We start from the raw sequence: 18,766 nt of genomic DNA, 5'->3' as shown, positions 1-18,766 counted from the left end.
GGAGCCGCCGGCGCCACGGCGCCGGCGGCCGGGCGCCGGCCGCCGGGCCGGCGCCTGACGCCGGCGTCATCTCTGACACCTCGTCAGGCCGCCTCCGGTACGGTCGTCCCGACCCAGGTTCCGCGGGGTCAGGTCCGCGGGACGCCGAACCGAGAGGGAGAAGACAGCTGATGGAGAGCAGCACCGCCGATCGCAGGGCGGTCGATGCGCCGTCGATGGCCGCCGCGTTCCGGATCACCGCGCAGCAGCGCGCCGAGCATGTCGCCATCCGGACGAAGGGGGACGCCGAGACGTGGACGTGGGGTGAGCTGCGCGAGCGCGTCGACGCGCTCGCCGGCGGCTTCGCGAAGCTCGGGCTGAAGAAGGGGGACTCGCTCGCGATCCTCCTCATGAACCGGCCCGAGTTCCACCTCGTCGACCTCGCCGCGATGACGGTGGGAGCGACTCCGTTCTCCATCTACATGACGTACACGGCCGAGCAGATCCAGTTCGTCGTGTCGGACGCGGATGCGCGCATCATCGTCACCGAGCAGGCGTTCCTCCCGCAGGTCCTCGAGGCGCGCAAGAGCCTGCCCGATGTCGAGCACGTCGTCGTCATCGACGGCGAGGCGCCCGAGGGCTGCCTCTCGCTCTCGGAGGTCGAGGGGTCGAACCCCGACTTCGACGTGGACGCGGCGGTCGCGGCGATCGGCCCGGAGGACGTCCTCACCCTCATCTACACGTCCGGCACCACGGGTCCGCCGAAGGGCGTGCAGCTCGCGCACCGGAACCTCCTCTCGACGGTCGCGGGGCTCGAGGAGCTCATCGAGTTCCCCGACGGCGCGCGCGTCATCTCGTGGCTGCCCGCGGCGCACATCGCCGAGCGCGCCGCCCACCACTACCTCCCGATCGTCTACGGGTTCACGATCACGACGTGCCCGAATGCGCGAGAGGTCGTCGCGTACCTGCCCGAGGTCCGCCCGCACTGGTTCTTCGCGGTGCCGCGCATCTGGGAGAAGCTGAAGAGCGGGCTCGAGGCGATGATCGCCGCCAAGCCCGACGCCGAGCGCGAGGCCGCGGAGAAGGCCCTCGCGGCCGGCCTGCAGAAGGTGCGGCTCGAGCAGGCGGGGGAGCCGGTCCCCGACGAGCTCGCCGCCGCCGTCGCGCAGGCCGACCAGGCGATGTTCGCCCCGATCCGGTCGCAGCTCGGCCTCGACGAGGTGACGTCGGTCAACGTCGGCGCGGCGCCCACGCCGGTCGAGGTCCTCGAGTTCTTCCACGCGATCGGCATCCCGGTCGCCGAGCTGTGGGGGATGAGCGAGACCTGCGGCTCGGGCACGGTGAACCCGCCCGGGAAGGTGAAGATCGGGACGGTCGGCCCCGCGGCGCCCGGCAACGAGATCCGGATCGCCGACGACGGCGAGGTGCTCGTCCGCTCGCCGGCGGTGATGCTCGGCTACCGCAACCTCCCGGACAAGACGGCCGAGACGATCGACGAGGACGGCTGGCTCCACACGGGCGACATCGGCGAGCTCGACGAGGACGGGTACCTGCGGATCGTCGACCGCAAGAAGGAGATCATCATCAACGCGGCGGGCAAGAACATGAGCCCGGCGAACATCGAGGCGCACGTCAAGTCGTCCTCGCCGCTCATCGGCCAGGCCTGCTGCATCGGCGACCGCCGGTCGTACAACGTCGCGCTCGTCGTCCTCGACTCGGACTTCGCGCCCGCGTGGGCCGCGCAGCACGGCATCGAGGACACCTCCCTCGAGGCTCTTGCGACGAACGACGCGGTCCGTGCCGAGGTCCAGAAGGGCGTCGACGCGGCGAACGAGAAGCTCGCCCGCGTCGAGCAGATCAAGAAGTTCGCGATCGTGCGGGGCGACTGGCTCCCCGGCGGCGACGAGCTGACGCCGACGATGAAGCTCAAGCGCAAGCCGATCGACAACAAGTACGCCGACGAGATCGAGGCGCTCTACGCCGAGTAGGACCCTGTGCCGCGTGCCGCCCGGTCGACGGCGTCGAGGACGTCGTCGACCGGCGGGATGTCGGCCGCGCCCGTCGACACGTGGGCGTAGACCACGCGGCCGTCGGCGCCGACGACGTACGTGCCTCGCCCGCTGAGGATGTCGTCGGGGATCCCGGGCCGTCCGGTCTCGCGCATCGCCCGCACCGCCTTGATCGGCGTCGACGCCGTGAGGTAGCGCGAGGCGCGCATCCGCCCGATCACGGCCGTCGCCTCGAGGCGCCGGTCCTCGTCGCTGAGGCAGTCGAACGGCACGGCCCGCTCGGCGCAGGTCCGGCTCACGTCGGCGAGAGGCTGCGGGTAGACGAGCACGACGCTCGCACCGGCCCGCCCGAGATCGTCGCGCCGCGCGGCGAGCTGCGCGGCCGACTGCCGGCAGAACGGGCACCAGAGGCGGTGGAAGGCGATGACGAGGGGACCCTCTCGCCAGCGGTCGGCCAGCGACACCGGGCCGCTGGGGGAGGCGAGGGGGACGTCGGGGAACGGATCGCCGGGGGAGACGCGCATCTGCGCTCCTTCTGTCGAGGGTGGGCCGACTCCACCAGGGCGTGATTGGACTATCAAGTCCATTTCTGGGAGGTTCGTCGTCATGGCGACTGCCGACTTCACGACGAAGGGCCAGGCGACGCGCGAGCGCATCGTCGACGTGGCATCCGAGATCTGCCACGAGCGCGGCGTCGCCGCGATGACGCTCGACGACGTCCAGTCGCGGGCGCGCGTGAGCCGAGGGCAGATCTATCACTACTTCGCCGCGCGGTCGGACCTCGTCCACGCCGTCGTCGAGGCGACGACGGACCGCATCCTCGAGGCGCAGCGCGACGTGCTCGACGGCCTCGCGACGTGGGAGGGCGTGGAGGCGTGGCTCGCCTTCCTCGACGCGCGGATGCACGATCAGCGGCGCCCCGGAGGCTGCCCCCTCGGTTCGCTCGTCGGTCAGCTGGTGCCGCGCGACGAGGGGGCGCGTCGTGCCCTCGCCGAGGGGTTCTCGCGGTGGGAGGACGAGCTGGCGCGCGGGCTGCGCGGCCTCGCGTCGCGCGGTGAGCTGCGTGACGGCATCGCCCCGGAGGACCTCGCCGCGGCGGTGCTGTCGATCCTGCAGGGCGGCTACGTGCTCGCCCAGGTCCACGCGGACGCGGGGCGGTTCAGCCTGGCGCTCGACGGCGCCCGCGCGATCCTCCGCGACGCCCGCCGCTGACCCCGCGGGCGGGGCTCAGGCGAGGTGCTGCGGGCCGATGTCCTGCGGGTCGCAGACGCCGAGGAGCGTCATCGTGAGCTCGAACTCGGCGCGGAGCAGCTCGAGCACGTGCGCGGCGCCGTCCTCACCGCCGACGGCGAGCCCCCACAGCGCGGGGCGACCGACGAGCACGGCGCGGGCGCCGAGCGCGAGGGCGACCGCGACGTCGGTCCCGCGGCGGATGCCGCCGTCGACGAAGACCTCGACGTCGTCGCCGACCTCGTCGACGACCGGCGGGAGGAGGTCGACGCTCGCGGGGACGGCGTCGAGCTGGCGGCCGCCGTGGTTGCTCACGACGACGCCGGAGGCGCCGTGCTCGACGGCGAGCCGCGCGTCCTCGGCGTGGTGGACGCCCTTCACGAGCACCGGGATCGGGCTGTCGGCGACGAGCTCCTCGAGGTCGTCCCACGTGAGGGTGAGGTCCATGAGCGAGAAGAACCCGGCGGCGTCGATCCCCGCGCTGTCGCCGAGCGCCGCGCTCACGGCGGGCATGTCGATCCCGGGAGGGACGCTGAAGCCGGCGCGGAGGTCCCGCTCCCGGCGGCCGGCGCGCGGCGCGTCCACGGTGAGGACGAGCGCGCGGTAGCCGCTCGCCACCGCCTCGTCGACGAGCGCGCGGGTGATGCCGCGGTCCTTAAGGACGTAGACCTGGAACCACCGCGGGGCGTCCGGCGCCGCTGCGGCGACGTCGGCGGGGCGCATCGTCGCGATCGTCGAGAGCGTCATGACGGTGCCGGACCGGGCAGCGGCGCGCGCCATCGCGGCCTCCCCGTCGCGGTGCGCCATCTTCTGGAGCGCCACGGGCGCGACGAGGACCGGGAGGTCGACGGGCGTGCCGAGCACGGTCGTCGCCGTCTGCACGCGGCTCACGTCGACGAGGACGCGGGGGAGGAGGCGGTGCCGGGCGTAGGCCTCGACGTTGTCGCGGAGCGTCCGCTCGTCGCCGGCCCCGCCCGCGTAGTAGGCGATGGGCCCGGGGTCGATGCGGTCGGCCGCGAGCGCCTCGTAGTCGGCGAGATTGACGGGGTCGGGCATCGGCGGGCAGCCTAGCCGTGGTCGGCCGCGGGAGGGTGCTCCGTACAATCTGCGCATGGCCTCGAAGCGGCAGATCCACGTCGGCGGAGTCCCCATCGGGGGCGGCGCGCCCGTCGCGGTGCAGACGATGACGAAGACGGAGACCGCGAACCTGTCGGAGACGATGGGCCAGATCCACCGCGTCGCGGAGGCGGGCGCCGATCTCGTCCGGGTCGCGGTGCCGCGCGACGAGGACGTCCTCGCCCTGAAGACGATCGTCGCCGAGTCGCCGATCCCGATCATCGCCGACATCCACTTCAACCACACGCTGGCGCTCAAGGCGATCGACGCCGGCGCCCACTGCGTGCGGATCAACCCCGGCAACATCGGCGGTCCGGACAAGGTCGCCGAGGTCGTCGAGGCCGCCCGCCGCGCGGGCACGCCGCTCCGCGTCGGCGTCAACTCGGGCTCGCTCCCCAAGCACCTGCGCGAGCTCGAGTTCACGGACCCGGTCGAGGCGCTCGTCGCCGCCGCGCTCGAGATGGTCGAGCTCATGGAGTCCCTGCGCTTCGACGACTTCAAGGTCTCGATGAAGTCGACGAGCGTCCCGAACACGATCGCCTCGAACCGCCGGCTCGCGGAGAAGATCGACTACCCGCTCCACCTCGGCGTCACCGAGGCGGGCACGAAGTGGGCGGGCTCGCTGAAGTCCGCGGTCGGCCTCGGCACGCTCCTCGCCGACGGGATCGGCGACACGATCCGCATCTCGCTCTCGACCTTCCACGCCGAGGAGGAGGTCAAGGTCGCCTGGGAGATCCTCAAGGCGCTCAAGCTGCGCGAGCGCGGCCCGGTCCTCATCGCCTGCCCCACCTGCGGGCGCCTGCAGTTCGACATGGACTCGGTCGTCGCCGAGGTCGAGCGCCGTCTCGAGGACTACGAGGACCCGATCGAGGTCTCGATCCTCGGCTGCGCCGTCAACGGCATCGGCGAGGCCCGTCACGCCGACTTCGGCATCACCGGCGCGAAGGACGCCGGGATGATCTTCTCGAAGGGCGAGCCGCTGAAGAAGGTCGCGACGGACAGGCTCGTCGACGAGCTCTTCGCCGAGATCGACCGCTACTACGCGGCGGGCAAGAAGGTCGTCGTCGACGAGGCGAAGGCCGCCGAGGCGAAGCAGTGGCTGGCCGAGAACGAGGACGCCGAGGCGATGACGCCGGAGCGTCTCGCGGCCCTCGAGGCCGAGCAGGCCCGCAAGGAGGCCGAGGAGGCGCCGGCCGAGACCGAGGCCGAGCCCGCCTACGCGGGTGTCGACGAGGACTCCTCGCCGACCGCCGGGCGCCGCTTCCGCCGCGCCTGAGGGGCGCCTCGGCGCGGCCGGAACGCCGAAGGGCGGGCCCGGAGGCCCGCCCTTCGAGAGAACGGCGTGGAGCTGAGACGGCCCGCTACGGGACGAACGACTCCGTGCTGTAGACGAACCCGCCGCTGGCCGGGTCACGCACGACGGCGCGGGTCTTGCCCGGTCCCGGGACGGTCACCGTCGAGACGAAGTAGCCGACGTTGCTCGTCACGGGGATGAGCTCGCTCACGTTGAACCACAGGTTGTTCACCGGGTTCTGCCACTGGATGACGACCTGGTCCTGCAGCGCGGGCGGCAGGTTGTTCGGGCGGAAGCGGAGCATGCCCCACACGCCCACCTGACGCTGGCCGCTCGCCGCGTCGGCGCCCTGGATGAGCGAGACGAACGGGAACGAGTAGGCGCCGGCGGCCGGCTTCTGCTCGCCGCTGCGGCCGAAGAGCCCCGACTGGTAGGTGAACCAGTAGCGCTTCGAGCCCTTCGTGTGCTTGCGCAGGGGCGCGACGTCGCTGAGGAGGAACTGCGACGTCGCGAGGATCCTCGGGTTGAGGTACTGCGCGTACTCGGCCGCGACGAGGTACTGCGCCTGCTTCTCGAGCGGGATGCCGCTGAAGGGGTCCGGCGGGTTGGTCTCGTAGCCGAACTCGGTGTTCATGATCGGCAGCTTGTTCTGCACCCGGCCGGTCTTCACCGCGGCCTCGTCGAGGAGCTTGCCGAGGTCGTCGATGTTCGCGAGCGTGATGGCGCGATCGTCGTCCTCGCGCTCGGTCGGCGCCTTGTCCTTCGTGTACGGGTGGTGCGCCCACGCGGTCGCCTTGATGTCCCCGTACTTGCGGAAGAGCCCGCAGCCCTTGTTGTTGCCGTTGAGGCAGAGGAACTCGCGGATGAACGTCTCCGGGTACATCGGCGTCCGCGAGGTCTTGCGGCCACCACGGCCGTTCGGAGCCGTCTCGCCGACGAGCACGACGTCGTTCTCGTGGCCGGTGCGGTCGAGCGCGCGGCGGCCCGCGAACCAGAGATCGCGATACATGCGCGGCGACTCGAGGCGCTTGCCGGCGTATTGCGGCGCCAGCCAGCCGGCCTGGTTCGGCTCGTTCCAGAGCGACCAGAACCCCACCTTCGGGAGCCGCTGCCGGCCGTCGTTCTCGTCGCGGTACTTCCCGCCGTAGCGCTTCCCGACGGCCTCGACGAACTCGCCGAACTCCTTCGCCTTCGGACGCCACGCCTTGCGGACCTGGGACGGCGTGCCCTTCGGGGCCTTGCCGTGCGCCCACTTCGGGCCGGGGCCGGTGATGTTGAAGAGGATGCTCACGCCGACCGTGCGCCCGGCGCGGACGAGGCGGTCGTACCGGTCCCAGTTGAGCTTCGGGTAGGCGCGCGGGTCGTCGGCGCCCAGGCGGTCGAAGCGCTTCTCGCGGGACTTCGTCTTCTTCGCGTCCTCGGCGACGCGGTCCCACAGGAGGGTGACGCGGACGGCGTCGACCCCGAGGGCCTTCATCTTCTTCAGCGCGCGGTCGCGCGTGTCGTCGTCGCGATAGACGAGCAGATCGTCGTCCTGCATGATCGAGATCTGGCTCGCGGCCGCGGGCGCGTGCGGGACGGCGAGCCCGAGTCCGACGAGGGCGACGGTGAAGGTCCCGAGGAGGGACCGGCGACGGGGTGGCGTCATCGTGCTCCGAGTGTTTGGCGGTGTGCGGGCGGGTGCGGTGGGGCGTGCCCCACGGACCGACAGCGTCCGCGAATCCCGCCCCCCGGCGAATCGGAACACGAGGGTACCGGCGGAGTTCCGCTGGCGCGCCACCGGTCGCGCGTCGGCTCCGCCGGTCGCGCGCCGGACGGGCCCTCGCCCGCCCGGCGCGCCCGTCGCGGTCAGCCCTTCGCTGCGGCGTAGCGCTCGGCGACCTTGTCCCAGTTCACCGTGTTCCACCACGCCTTGAGGTAGTCCGGGCGCTTGTTCTGGTACTTGAGGTAGTACGCGTGCTCCCAGACGTCGTTGCCGACGAGCGGCGTCTTGCCCTGCGTCAGGGGGCTGTCCTGGTTCGGCGTGCTCGTGATCGCGAGCGACCCGCCGTCGAGGACGAGCCACGCCCAGCCGGAGCCGAACTGGCCGACGCCCGCCGCCTCGAACTTCTCCTTGAAGGCGTCGAAGGAGCCGAAGGTCGACTCGATGTCCGCGGCGAGGTCACCGCTCGGCGCGCCGCCGCCGCTCGGGCTCATCGACTCCCAGAAGAGGGTGTGGTTGTAGTGCCCGCCGCCATTGTTGCGGACCGGGCCCTTCTTGTCGTCGGGGAGCTTGTCGAGGTTCTCGATGATCTCCTCGATCGACTTGTCGGCCCACTCGGTGCCCTCGACGGCCGCGTTGAGCTTGTCGACGTAGGCCTGATGGTGCTTGTCGTGGTGGATCTCCATCGTCTGCGCGTCGATGTGCGGCTCGAGCGCGTCGAACGCGTAGGGGAGGGGGGGAACGGTGAAGGCCATCTCTTCTCCTCGGGATGTCGGGGTTGCGAACCGGGCGAGGATATCCCGCCGCACCTGTCGGCCCCTGGCGGGACGTCCCGCGTGGCCTACCCAGCGCGCCCGGCGTCCACGCGCCACCCGCGGCGCGTAGGCTTGGGCCGCCGATGACCCGCCTCTCCCAGCTCCTCCTTCCCACCGAGCGCCGTCCTCCGGCCGACGCCGAGGCGCTCTCGCACCAGCTCATGGTCCGCGCCGGTCTCGTCCGGCAGATCGGCTCCGGGCTCTGGTCGTGGCTGCCGGCCGGCTGGCGGGTGCACGAGAAGATCGTCGGGATCGTCCGCGAGGAGATCGACGGGATCGGCGGCCAGGAGCTCCTCCTCCCGGTCGTGCTGCCGGCCGAGCTCTGGAAGCGCTCCGGTCGGTGGGAGAGCGTCGGCGACGAGCTCGTGCGGCTGAAGGACCGCAAGGACGCCGACCTCATCCTCGCGATGACCCACGAGGAGGCGATGACGCATCACGTCGCGCAGGTCGTGCGCTCCTACCGCGAGCTCCCTCTCCTCCTCTACCACTTCCAGACGAAGGTCCGCGACGAGCCGCGACCGCGGGCGGGCGTGCTGCGCACCCGCGAGTTCGTCATGAAGGACTCCTACAGCTTCGACCGCGACGCGGAGGGCCTCGACCGCAGCTACGAGGCCCATCGCGCGGCGTACGCCGCCATCTTCGACCGCTGCGGCCTCGAGTGGTTCGAGTGCGAGAGCGACGTCGGCATGATGGGCGGGACGCGCGCGCACGAGTACATGGCGCCGTGCGCGGCCGGGGAGGACGACGTCGTGCTCTCGGCCGACGGCACGTACTCCGCGAACCTCGAGATCGCGAGCGCCGAGCCCGTGCCGCGCGGTGATCTGCCGCTCCCCGACGGCGACCACGAGACGCCCGGCCTCACGACGATCGAGGCCGTGAGCGGCGCGCTCGGCGTCCCGCCCTCGACCCTGCTGAAGGCCTACCCGGTCGTCACCGAGTCGCGCGGGCTCCTCATGGTCTTCGTCCGCGGGGACGACCAGGTGAGCCACACGAAGCTCCGCAACCTCCTCGGCGAGGAGCCGCGGCCCGCCCGCGAGGACGAGCTGAAGGGGCCCGCGGGATTCCTCGGCCCGTCCGCCGACGTCCCCGCAATCTACGACGCCGCGGTCGTGCCGGGTCGCTGGGTGACCGGCGCCAACCGCCCGGATCTCCACACGGTCGTCGAGATCCCGGCGGGCGAGCGCGTCGACGTCCGGGAGGTCGCCCCGTCCGACACGATCGGCGGGGCTCCGGTCCGCATCGAGCCGGCGATCGAGATCGGCAACATCTTCAAGCTGGGGACGCGGTACTCGGAGCCGCTGAAGGCCACGTTCCTCGACCCGGACGGCAAGGAGCAGGCGATCTGGATGGGGTCCTACGGGATCGGGCCCGCACGGATCGCCGCCGCCGCCGTCGAGCAGTTCGCCGACGAGAAGGGCATCGCCTGGCCGCGCGCGATCGCGCCCTACGACGTCGAGCTCGTCGTCCTCGGGAAGCCGGACACCCCCGAGCGGGCCGCGGGCGAGGACCTCTACGCCGCGCTGCGCGACGCCGGGATCGACGTCGTCGTCGACGACCGCGACGCCGGCCCCGGCGAGAAGTTCGCCGACGCCGAGCTCCTCGGCTGCCCGCTGCGGCTCACGCTCGGCAAGCGCTCCCTCGACTCGGGGGCCGTCGAGGCGCAGCGGCGCCGCGGGCTCGAGGACGTCGAGGGCGGGATCCCGCTCGAGGGCGCCGCGGAGGCGGTGCGGGAGCTGTGGGCGAGCCTCCCCTGACACCGCGCGAGCGCGTCGAGCAGGCGCGCGAGAACACGCGGGAGCGTGTCGAGCAGGCCCGCGAGACCACCCGCGTCCGGGTCGAGCAGGCCCGCGAGACGACCCGGGAGCGCGTCGAGCAGACGCGCATGACGACGCGCCGGCTCCTCGGGCTCGACCGCTCGGGACCACCGCCGCCGCAGACGCTCTCGGACGCCCCGTGGCACGTCTGGACGATCCCGAACGCGATCGGCTTCGTCCGGCTCGCGCTCATCCCCGTCTTCCTCGTGCTCGCGTTCACCTCGGACTCGGGGACCGACGCGCTCCCCGCGGTCATCTTCGCGGTCATCGGCTGGAGCGACTACCTCGACGGGATGGCCGCCCGCATCACCGGGCAGTACAGCCGCTTCGGGGCGCTCCTCGATCCGGTCGTCGACCGCCTCCTCGTCATCTCCGGCGTCGCGGTCGTGTGGCACTTCGACCTGCTCCCGCGCTGGGCGCTCGTCGTGCTCGTCGCTCGCGAGGTGCTCATGCTCGTCGGGGGGCGGTACGCGCTCGACCGCGGCGTCCAGATGACGATCAACTGGCCCGGGCGGATCGCCGTCGCCCCGACCATGGGCTCGATCTTCTTCGCTCTCGTCGCCCTCGAGACCGTCGCGCACGTCATGCTCTTCACGGGCCTCGGGCTCGCGTGGATCGCGACGGTGCTCTACATCCGCGACGCGCGCGCGCAGCTCGCCGCCCGGAAGGACGGCGCGCGCAACGTCTCGTCCACACCCTCAAGCTCTGGTTGACCGTTCGGGGGCCGGGGGCTATGCTCGCGCGTCCGCGGTCTTCACCACCCACCGCGCAGAGGAGATAGGACATGGACACGTTCCCGGACCTCGGCTCGCTCTCGGACGAGGAGCTCAAGGACCTCATCCAGCAGCTCACCGAGGAGGAGACCGAGATCTCCTATCGCCGGCGCATCCTGCACGGGAAGATCGACATCCTGCGGGCCGAGCTCGTCAACCGCCTTCGCAAGAAGCACGAGACCGGCGAGGACGTCATCTCCGGCGCCGACGTCCAGCGGCTCACCGACATCCTCGCGGGCCGCTCGCCTTCCGAGGGCAACGCCGAGGGCTGACCGAACCGGCACGACAGGAGAGACGTCGTGGCCGTCCACTGCCCCGAGTGCGCCTTCATCAACACCGAGGGCGCGAACTACTGCCAGAAGTGCGGGGCCTACCTCGCCGTGCAGAGCCACTCCTCCGAGACGGAATCCTCGACCGCGACCTATCGCGTCGGCGAGACGGGCGAGTTCATCCCCGTCGACCTGGAGGACGTCGTCGCGCACGGCGCGGCGCTCGTCATCCGCGCCGGAGGCGGCCGGGTGGGGGAGAGCTTCCCGCTCGAGCTGGAGAAGCACTCGATCGGGCGCCGGCCCGACTCCGACGTGTTCCTCGACGACGTGACGGTCTCGCGCGACCACGCGCTCGTCGTGCGCCGCGGCGACGAGTGGTACCTCGACGACCTCGGGTCCCTCAACGGCACCTACGTCAACCGCAAGCGCATCGACAGCCAGCGGCTGGCCGACGGCGACGAGCTCCAGGTCGGCAAGTACAAGCTCACGTTCCTCACGCGCTGATGACCTCGATCTACGACGAGGGCGCCAGGACGACGACCGCGGTCGCCGAGACCGACGCCGAGCTGCCGGGCCGGCCCCGGAAGTCGATGACGATCGGCGCCGTGTGCAAGGCGCTCCAGTCGGAGTTCCCCGACGTCTCCATCTCGAAGATCCGCTACCTCGAGGACCAGAAGCTCCTCCAGCCGCGGCGGACCCCCGGCGGATACCGGCTCTACAGCCCCTCGGACATCGAGCGCCTGCGCACCATCCTGCGGCTGCAGCGCGACGAGTTCCTCCCGCTGCGGGTCATCCGCCAGGAGCTCGCCTCCGGTCGCGCCGCGGAGGCGACCGCGCCGGCCGCGCCGGGCGGCGCCGCCGCCGATCGCCGGCCGCGCCGGGTGACGAGCGTCACCGAGGACTCGCCCGCCCGCTTCTCCTTCGAGGAGGTCGTCGAGGAGACCCGCGCCGACGGCCGGCTCATCCGGGAGCTCGAGGAGTACGGCGTGATCCGGGGCGAGCCGCGCAACGGCACCCGCTACTACGACGAGACCGACCGCGAGATCATCCGGGCCGTCGTCGAGCTCGCGCGCTACGGCGTCGGGGGGCGGAACCTCCGCGTCTTCCGCACGTCGGCGGACCGCGAGGCCGCGCTCCTCCAGCAGCTCCTCGCGCCGGCGCTCCGCTCGCGCAACGCCGATCGGCGCAAGGAGGCGCTCGAGGCGCTCGAGAACCTCGCCGCCGTCACGAGCCACCTCAAGCACCTGCTGCTCGTCCGCGACCTGCGGAGGCTCGCGGGGTGACCGACGCCGACGCCCGTCCCGTCGAGGATCTCCGCACCTACGTCCGCGAGATCCCCGACTTCCCGAAGCCGGGGATCGGCTTCAAGGACATCACGACCCTGCTCGCGGCGCCCGAGGCGCTCGACGCCGCCGTGCGCGGCCTCGCGGACCTCGCGCGGCCCCTCGAGCCGGAGGTCGTCATCGGCGCGGAGGCCCGCGGCTTCCTGCTCGGTCCGGCGCTCGCCCGCGAGCTCGGCTGCGGCTTCGTCCTCGCGCGCAAGCCGGGGAAGCTCCCGCACGACACGGTGCGGGCGGAGTACCTCCTCGAATACGGGACGGACGCCCTCGAGCTCCACACGGACGCCGTCGCCCACGGGCACCGGGTCCTCGTCCACGACGATCTGCTCGCGACCGGCGGGACCGCGGTCGCCCTGTGCGAGCTCGTCGAGCAGCTCGGCGGCGTCGTCGCAGGGTGCGCGTTCGTCATCGAGCTCGCGTTCCTCGGGGGACGCGAGCGTCTCGGCTCGCGCAGCGTCCGCTCCCTCGTCACCTACGACGCGGAGTAGCCGGTGCCGCGGACGCGTCGCAGCCGAACCCTTCCCGTGAGCGTCGACGAGGTGTGGAACGTCGTCGGGGACCCGTACCACCTCCCGCGGTGGTGGCCGCGCGTCGACCGCGTCGAGAGCGCCGACCACTCCGGCTTCACGCAGGTGATGACGACGGAGCGCGGCCGCACGGTGCGTGCGGACTTCCGGCTCACGGCGCTCGACGAGGCGAGTGAGATCGCGTGGGAGCAGGAGGTCGCCGGGACGCCGTTCGAGCGCGTGCTCGACCGGGCGGCGACGCGGATCACGCTCGAGCCCGCCGACGACGCGGCGACGACGGTCCGCATCGAGATCGACCAGCGGATGCGCGGGATGTCGCGTCTCGGCGGCCCGATGGTGCGCCGGGCCTCACGTGCGCTCATCGAAGAAGCCCTCGACGGGCTTCTCGCGCTCTACGACTGAGAGGCCGCGCTCTGCGACCGGGCGCGGCCGGCGGCGGCCCGCGCCCCGGGCCGCCGCGGGCGCAGCGGCGCCGGGGTCCCCGGCGCCGCGCCGCTTCCTCGCCGCCGGCTTCGCCCTGACCGGCCTGCGGCTCGGTCGTCGTCTCGCCGGTGCCGGCCCCGCCGCCCTCGGTGCCGAGCGTGAACTCGCCGCGGAGCACGATCGTCCCGGGCTCCGTCGGCCGGTCCTCGCGCTCGCGCGTGACGATGATCGACTCGTAGTCGGCGGCATCCGGCGGGACAGGGGCCAGCCCGGCGAGCCGGCCGTCCTCGCCGACCGGGGGCGCGAAGCCGAGGAACTGCGCGTTGCTCGGGGAGGTGTAGAGCCAGACGGCGTAGCGGGAGCCCTCCTGCATGTCCTGCGCGCTGATCGCGAGGGCCCGCTGACCGGCCTGGGAGAGGACCTGGACGACGCCGACAGCGTCCGAGCCGCTCTGCCCGCTGAGGTTGATCTGCGCGTCGACGGTCGGCGCCGCCGCGGTCTGCGTCGTCGCCGTCTCGGCGGTCCCGCCATCGTCGTCGTCGTCCCCGCCGCCGACGAGGAGGATGATCCCGACGGCGATCGCGATCCCGATGCCGACGAGGAGGAGGATGCCGCCGAGGCGCGAGGACTTCTCGCGATCGGCGCGGGCGACCTTGCGAGCCTCGAGGGCGTCGAAGGCCTCCTCGGTCTCCTTCGCCTCGGACGGGATGTCGGGGAGGGCGTCGCCGGCGAGCGGGCGCAGCTCGGCGGACACGATCCGGGCCCAGGCGCGGCCGGTCGCCGAGCCCTCGAGGAACGAGCGGGTCTGCGCGCGCTGCGAGGCGGACTGCTGGCCGAGGAGGTAGTCCGAGATCTCGTCCTGGCGGTCCTGCTCGAGGTCGCCGGGATCGTTCGGCCCGAGAGCGTCGAGGGCATCGAGCGCCCGGTCCCTCACGCCCGCCTCGTCGAGTCGCAGCAGAGCGGCGAGCTCGTCGTAGGACTTCCCCTGCTTGAGGAGGAGCTGGAGAACGGCCTTCTGGTCGGCGGGCAGATCATCGACGCGCGGCATAGGTCGCGGAGCCTAGTGAAGTCCGCAAGTCCGGCGCGTCAGGACCACCACTAGGGTTCGCGCGATGACCGACCTTCCGACGCCGCTGCCTTACGAGAAGACGTTCGACGGCCTCTACGGGCTCGTCATCGACGAGCGCACGGACGACCGCGTCGTCGCGCACGTCGACGTGGAGGACCACCACAAGCAGCCGATGGGCCTCGTCCACGGCGGCGTCCTCGCCGCGATCGCGGAGTCGATCGCCTCGGTCGGCACCGGAGCGGTCGTCATCCAGGAAGGCGCCAGCGCGCAGGGCCTCTCGAACCAGACGAGCTTCCTGCGGCCGATCCTCGGAGGGCGGATCCACGCCGAGGCACGACGGCGGCACCGCGGCCGGACGACGTGGGTGTGGGAGGTCGACATCACCGACGACGACGGCCGTCTCTGCGCGATCATCCGGATGACGATCGCCGTGCGTCCGCTCCCGCCGGAGATCGCGGAGGCCGCGCGCGCGGCCGGCGTCACCGACCCGCGCGGCGGCGGGAAGTAGAAGAGCGTCGGCGCCGCCGGGCGGCTGCCGGGGGTCAGCCCCCGTAGCGGTTCGTGATCGGAAGGCGGCGGTCGCGGCCGAGCGCCCGGGGCGTGATCTTGATGCCCGGCGGGGACTGCCGGCGCTTGTACTCGGCGACGTCGACGAGGCGGATGACGCGGTCCACGGCGTCCGCCGGGAAGCCGCGCGCGATGAGCTGCTCGCGACCGAGGTCGCGCTCCACGTAGCCCTCGAGGAGCGCGTCGAGGACCTCGTAGGGCGGCAGTGAGTCCTCGTCGCGCTGGCCGTGGCGCAGCTCGGCGGACGGCGGGCGCGTGACGATCGACTCGGGGACCGGGCTCTCGGGGTGGCGCGCGCTGCGCCATTCGACGAGCCGGTAGACGAGGAGCTTCGGGCAGTCCTTGATGACGGCGAACCCACCGGCGCTGTCGCCGTACAGCGTCGAGTACCCGACCGACATCTCGCTCTTGTTGCCGGTCGTGAGGACGAGCCAGCCGAACTTGTTCGAGAGCGCCATGAGGAGGTTGCCCCGGATCCGCGCCTGGAGGTTCTCCTCGGTGAGGTCGGGCTTGCGCCCCGCGAAGGTGTCGGCGAGCAGCTCGTCGTAGGCGCGCATGGGGCCCTCGATCGGCAGCTCGAGGCAGTTGACGCCGAGGTTCTCGGCGAGGACCCGCGCGTCGGACTGCGTGCCCTCGGACGAGTAGCGGGAGGGCATGATCGCGCAGCTCACCCGGTCGGCCCCGAGCGCGTCGACGGCGATGAGCAGGACGAGCGTCGAGTCGATGCCGCCGGAGAGGCCGAGGACGACGTGCGAGAACCCGGTCTTCGTGACGTAGTCGTGCGTGCCGAGGACGAGCGCCCCGTAGATCTCCTCCTCGCCTTCTGGAGCCTCGGCGATGGCCCCCTCGGGCGCGTCGGCCGGCGACCGAGGCCCGCCGTGGGCGTCCGACGGCGCCGAGGTCGTGAGCGGCCCGACGCGGCGCACCGGGACGACGGGGTCGTCGTGCGCGACGCGTCGCGCGAGGCGCGGACGCGTGTCGCGCAGCCGGGCGTTCTCGGCCGCGCGCGTGTCGACCGTCGCGAGGAGGAGCGCCTCCTCGTAGAGCGGGGCGCGGGCGACGACGCCGCCCTCGTGATCGAGGACGACGCTGCGGCCGTCGAAGATGAGCTCGTCCTGACCGCCGACGAGCGCGCAGAAGGCGACCGGCGCGAGATGGTCCCGGGCGCGCTGGGCGAGCATGCGCTCACGCTCGGCCGCCTTGCCGGCGTGGTACGGCGACGCAGACAGGTTGACGATGAGCCGAGCGCCCTCGAGCGCCTCGTCCGTCGCGGGTGAGCCCGGCACCCAGATGTCCTCGCAGACGGTGACGCCCACACGGACCCCGTCGACGTCGACGACCATGCCCTCCGCCCCGGCGCCGAAGTAGCGCACCTCGTCGAAGACGCCGTAGTTGGGGAGGCGCATCTTGCGGTAGACGGCCTCGACGCCGCCGTCGGCGAGGACGGCCGCCGAGTTGTAGACGTCGTCGTCGTGCTCGGGGAAGCCGACGATCGCGACGATCCCCTCCGTGCCGGCGGCGAGACGGTCGACGACGGCTCGCGCGTCGCTGAGGAAGTGCTCCTTGAGGAGGAGGTCCTCCGGCGGGTAGCCGGTGACGGCCAGCTCCGGGAGCACGACGAGCTGAGCTCCGGCGGCGCGAGCGTCGGAGATCGCGGTCGCGATGAGCTGCTCGTTGCCGGGGAGGTCCCCGACGGTGGCGTTGATCTGGGCGAGAGCGATGCGCACGGGACCGGAAGGATCGCATCGAGGGAACCCGGAACGCTCGCGCGCCATGCATGAGAAGGGTCGAGGCCGGGAACATTGCACACATGTCGCAAGCTCACTCGACAACTCTGCACGAACTGTGTAAGGTTAATCTCACGAGATGTTGAAGGTGTCTTCTCCCCGCCGCCGAGAAAGGGCCGCAGCCTCATGAATCTCAACGACGAGTCGACTTTCGCCCGCATCTACGAGGAGCATCAGCGTGGCGTGTACGGCGCCGCGTACCGCATCCTCGGCAACGCGACCCAGGCGCAGGACGTGTGCCAGGACGTCTTCCTGCGGGTGTGGCGCAACCCGCACAAGTACGACGCGCGGCGTGGGGAGCTGGGCAGCTACCTCCGGCTCATGGCCCGCAGCCGGGCGCTCGACCTCTGGCGCGAGGGACAGGCCGCCGGCCGGGCGAGCGACCGGCTGAAGGTCGCTGTCGCCCAGGAGGAGCCGCGCGTCGAGGAGCGGCCGGCGCGCATGGCCGAGCGCGAAGGCGACCGCCGCGTCGTGCGCGACGCGCTCGGGCGGCTGCCCGAGGCGCAGCGGGAGGCCGTGGTCCTCGCCTACTGGGGCGGCCTCACGGCCGACCAGATCGCGAAGCGCGCCGGCGTGCCCCTCGGAACGGCGAAGAGCCGGATCCGCCTCGGGCTCGCGAAGCTGCGCGACGACCTCGAGAACGTCATCGAGCCTGCGACGCTCGAAGCGGCCTGACGGCCGGCGCGTCGCTCCTCACAGGCGGGCCGCGGACAGCGGCCGAGTCCCCCGGGGCGGGTCGGCGCGACCCGCCCCGTCCCGTTACCTGGCCGCGAAGCGCCTGCACAGAGCGCCAACGCGCCCGCTCGCGGAATGTGACCGGGGTCACATCCGCTGCTCGAGACGTTCCCTACCCTTCGCGAACTGATGTTCGACCGCTGAGTCTCCTCTGCCCACTGCAGGGGAGAGCGGGGGACCCACCGCCCGGCCGGAACGACCCCGGCCGGGATGGGGCGAATCGCCGGCTGATGTCGGCGTAGCGCCCCGTCGAGTCGCGCCAGAAGCGCGGCCGGCGGGCTGCGAGCCCGACAGCTAACCCCGTAAGCGGCAGACGCGACAACGCAGGAGGAACACGGCATGGTGCCGTCCATCGTCCGCACCCGCGGTCTGGTCACCGGGGGTGCTCTCACGATCGCCGCGGCCGTCGGAACGATTCCGACGAACGCGGCCTCCACGACCACGGCGTCCGCTGCGACGGCGCCGAAGATCACGGCGGAGGTCCAGGGCTCGCACGTGCGCTACGACGAAGACGTCGTCGTCACGGGCGAGGCGCGCGGCCTCCCCGCGAAAGCCCCCGTGACGCTGCAGCACCGTCGCGGCGAGAAGGCCGACTGGGACAACCTCGAGACCGAGCACCTCGATGCCGACGACGAGTTCCGGTTCGAGGCCCGGGCACCCGGCAACGGCGACCTCCGCGTCGTCGCGGGCAACCCCACCGCGCTGCGGGCCGCCGCGGCGGCGGCCGCCCGGACGATCGCGAGCGACGACGTCGACGTCCGCGTCGCGCCCGTGCTGAAGACGACGACGGAGGTGCGCAACGTCACCGTCGGGCGCTCGGCCAAGGTGAGCGGTCGCATCTCCCCGGCTCGCAAGGGCCGCACCGTGCGTCTCCTCGTCCGCCGGGGCGGGAAGTGGCGCACGGTCGACAAGGACAGCACGTCCAAGACCGGGCGGTACTCGCTGAAGTGGAAGACGGACCGCCCCGGGCGCATGACGGTGCGCGTCAAGCTGAGCAGCAGCCGCGACATGACGTCGACCCGCCGGACGCTCGGCCGGCTCAACGTCTTCCGCTCGTCGTTCGCGTCGTGGTACGGGCCGGGCTTCTACGGCCGCCGGACCGCGTGCGGGCAGACGCTCGGCCGCGGCACGGTCGGCGTCGCTCACAAGACGCTCCCGTGCGGCACGAAGGTGACCTTCCGTCGCGGTGACCGCATCGTCACCGCTCGCGTCATCGACCGCGGCCCGTTCCACGGCGGGCGCGAGTGGGACCTCACCGGCGCGCTGAAGCGCAAGCTCGGCTTCGGCTCGACCGGCCGCGTCCAGTCGACGGTCTGA

The 18,766-nt window shown here is 72.3% G+C and carries 19 protein-coding genes; 13 read left to right on the top strand and 6 right to left on the bottom strand.

Annotated features, from left to right (window positions below; translation table 11 throughout):
- The first annotated feature begins 170 nt into the window (after positions 1-170).
- Positions 171-1,967, top strand: coding sequence for an AMP-dependent synthetase/ligase (locus ACME2J_RS09910; protein WP_495544743.1), 1,797 nt, complete (start codon positions 171-173; stop codon positions 1,965-1,967).
- Here ACME2J_RS09910 and ACME2J_RS09905 read toward each other — a convergent pair.
- Complete coding sequence (locus tag ACME2J_RS09905) at positions 1,955-2,512, bottom strand: redoxin domain-containing protein (RefSeq protein ID WP_495544742.1); 558 nt, start codon at positions 2,510-2,512, stop codon at positions 1,955-1,957. The genes ACME2J_RS09910 and ACME2J_RS09905 overlap by 13 nt on opposite strands.
- An 82-nt stretch (positions 2,513-2,594) precedes the next feature.
- On the opposite strand from ACME2J_RS09905, the gene ACME2J_RS09900 reads away from it, so the two are divergent.
- Positions 2,595-3,200, top strand: coding sequence for a TetR/AcrR family transcriptional regulator (locus ACME2J_RS09900; protein ID WP_495544741.1), 606 nt, complete (start codon positions 2,595-2,597; stop codon positions 3,198-3,200).
- Positions 3,201-3,215: 15 nt separating this feature from the next.
- On the opposite strand, the gene ACME2J_RS09895 is transcribed toward ACME2J_RS09900, so the two are convergent.
- Positions 3,216-4,274: an alpha-hydroxy acid oxidase gene (locus ACME2J_RS09895; protein ID WP_495544740.1), complete on the bottom strand. Its 1,059-nt coding sequence runs from the start codon at positions 4,272-4,274 to the stop codon at positions 3,216-3,218.
- A gap of 55 nt (positions 4,275-4,329) precedes the next feature.
- Between ACME2J_RS09895 and ispG the strand changes: the two genes are divergently transcribed.
- Positions 4,330-5,610: a flavodoxin-dependent (E)-4-hydroxy-3-methylbut-2-enyl-diphosphate synthase gene (gene ispG, locus ACME2J_RS09890; protein ID WP_495544739.1), complete on the top strand. Its 1,281-nt coding sequence runs from the start codon at positions 4,330-4,332 to the stop codon at positions 5,608-5,610.
- An 85-nt stretch (positions 5,611-5,695) separates the two neighbouring features.
- Here the strand turns inward: ispG and ACME2J_RS09885 are convergent, their stop codons facing one another.
- Together ACME2J_RS09885 and ACME2J_RS09880 are read right to left on the bottom strand one after the other, a co-directional pair.
- A complete protein-coding gene (locus ACME2J_RS09885) occupies positions 5,696-7,276 on the bottom strand; it encodes a hypothetical protein (protein WP_495544738.1) in 1,581 nt (526 codons plus the stop codon).
- A 200-nt stretch (positions 7,277-7,476) separates the two neighbouring features.
- Entirely contained in the window at positions 7,477-8,085 is a 609-nt protein-coding gene (locus ACME2J_RS09880; protein WP_495544737.1) for a superoxide dismutase, read from the bottom strand.
- A gap of 143 nt (positions 8,086-8,228) precedes the next feature.
- Between ACME2J_RS09880 and ACME2J_RS09875 the strand changes: the two genes are divergently transcribed.
- The 7 genes from ACME2J_RS09875 (at position 8,229) to ACME2J_RS09845 (ending at position 13,270) form a co-directional block, all read left to right on the top strand.
- The gene (locus tag ACME2J_RS09875; RefSeq protein WP_495544736.1) at positions 8,229-9,899 is read left to right on the top strand and encodes a proline--tRNA ligase; all 1,671 of its coding nucleotides are present in this window, start codon (positions 8,229-8,231) and stop codon (positions 9,897-9,899) included.
- Positions 9,881-10,672: a CDP-alcohol phosphatidyltransferase family protein gene (locus tag ACME2J_RS09870; protein WP_495544735.1), complete on the top strand. Its 792-nt coding sequence runs from the start codon at positions 9,881-9,883 to the stop codon at positions 10,670-10,672. The genes ACME2J_RS09875 and ACME2J_RS09870 overlap by 19 nt, the downstream gene beginning before the upstream one ends.
- A gap of 71 nt (positions 10,673-10,743) precedes the next feature.
- A complete protein-coding gene (locus tag ACME2J_RS09865) occupies positions 10,744-11,004 on the top strand; it encodes an RsiG family protein (RefSeq protein WP_495544734.1) in 261 nt (86 codons plus the stop codon).
- 27 nt (positions 11,005-11,031) lie between these two features.
- The gene (locus ACME2J_RS09860) at positions 11,032-11,505 is read left to right on the top strand and encodes an FHA domain-containing protein (protein ID WP_495544733.1); all 474 of its coding nucleotides are present in this window, start codon (positions 11,032-11,034) and stop codon (positions 11,503-11,505) included.
- Complete coding sequence (gene ftsR, locus ACME2J_RS09855) at positions 11,505-12,284, top strand: transcriptional regulator FtsR (protein WP_495544732.1); 780 nt, start codon at positions 11,505-11,507, stop codon at positions 12,282-12,284. Before ACME2J_RS09860 ends, ftsR begins: the two co-directional genes overlap by 1 nt.
- The gene (locus ACME2J_RS09850; protein ID WP_495544731.1) at positions 12,281-12,829 is read left to right on the top strand and encodes an adenine phosphoribosyltransferase; all 549 of its coding nucleotides are present in this window, start codon (positions 12,281-12,283) and stop codon (positions 12,827-12,829) included. The genes ftsR and ACME2J_RS09850 overlap by 4 nt, the downstream gene beginning before the upstream one ends.
- A 36-nt stretch (positions 12,830-12,865) precedes the next feature.
- Entirely contained in the window at positions 12,866-13,270 is a 405-nt protein-coding gene (locus tag ACME2J_RS09845) for an SRPBCC family protein (RefSeq protein ID WP_495544730.1), read from the top strand.
- Here the strand turns inward: ACME2J_RS09845 and ACME2J_RS09840 are convergent.
- Positions 13,227-14,339: a hypothetical protein gene (locus tag ACME2J_RS09840; protein ID WP_495544729.1), complete on the bottom strand. Its 1,113-nt coding sequence runs from the start codon at positions 14,337-14,339 to the stop codon at positions 13,227-13,229. The genes ACME2J_RS09845 and ACME2J_RS09840 overlap by 44 nt on opposite strands.
- A gap of 64 nt (positions 14,340-14,403) precedes the next feature.
- On the opposite strand from ACME2J_RS09840, the gene ACME2J_RS09835 reads away from it, so the two are divergent.
- A complete protein-coding gene (locus ACME2J_RS09835) occupies positions 14,404-14,868 on the top strand; it encodes a PaaI family thioesterase (protein ID WP_495544728.1) in 465 nt (154 codons plus the stop codon).
- Between the two features lie 34 nt (positions 14,869-14,902).
- Here ACME2J_RS09835 and ACME2J_RS09830 read toward each other — a convergent pair whose 3' ends face one another.
- Positions 14,903-16,702, bottom strand: coding sequence for an NAD+ synthase (locus ACME2J_RS09830; RefSeq protein ID WP_495544727.1), 1,800 nt, complete (start codon positions 16,700-16,702; stop codon positions 14,903-14,905).
- Between the two features lie 138 nt (positions 16,703-16,840).
- Here ACME2J_RS09830 and ACME2J_RS09825 point away from each other — a divergent pair, with 138 nt between their 5' ends.
- Both ACME2J_RS09825 and ACME2J_RS09820 read left to right on the top strand, forming a co-directional pair.
- Positions 16,841-17,389, top strand: a complete 549-nt coding sequence (locus ACME2J_RS09825; RefSeq protein ID WP_495544726.1) for a sigma-70 family RNA polymerase sigma factor — start codon at positions 16,841-16,843, stop codon at positions 17,387-17,389.
- A gap of 399 nt (positions 17,390-17,788) precedes the next feature.
- The gene (locus ACME2J_RS09820) at positions 17,789-18,766 is read left to right on the top strand and encodes a septal ring lytic transglycosylase RlpA family protein (RefSeq protein WP_495544725.1); all 978 of its coding nucleotides are present in this window, start codon (positions 17,789-17,791) and stop codon (positions 18,764-18,766) included.

This window comes from Paraconexibacter sp. (assembly GCF_059438195.1).
This window is presented reverse-complemented; position numbering and strand designations above follow the sequence as displayed.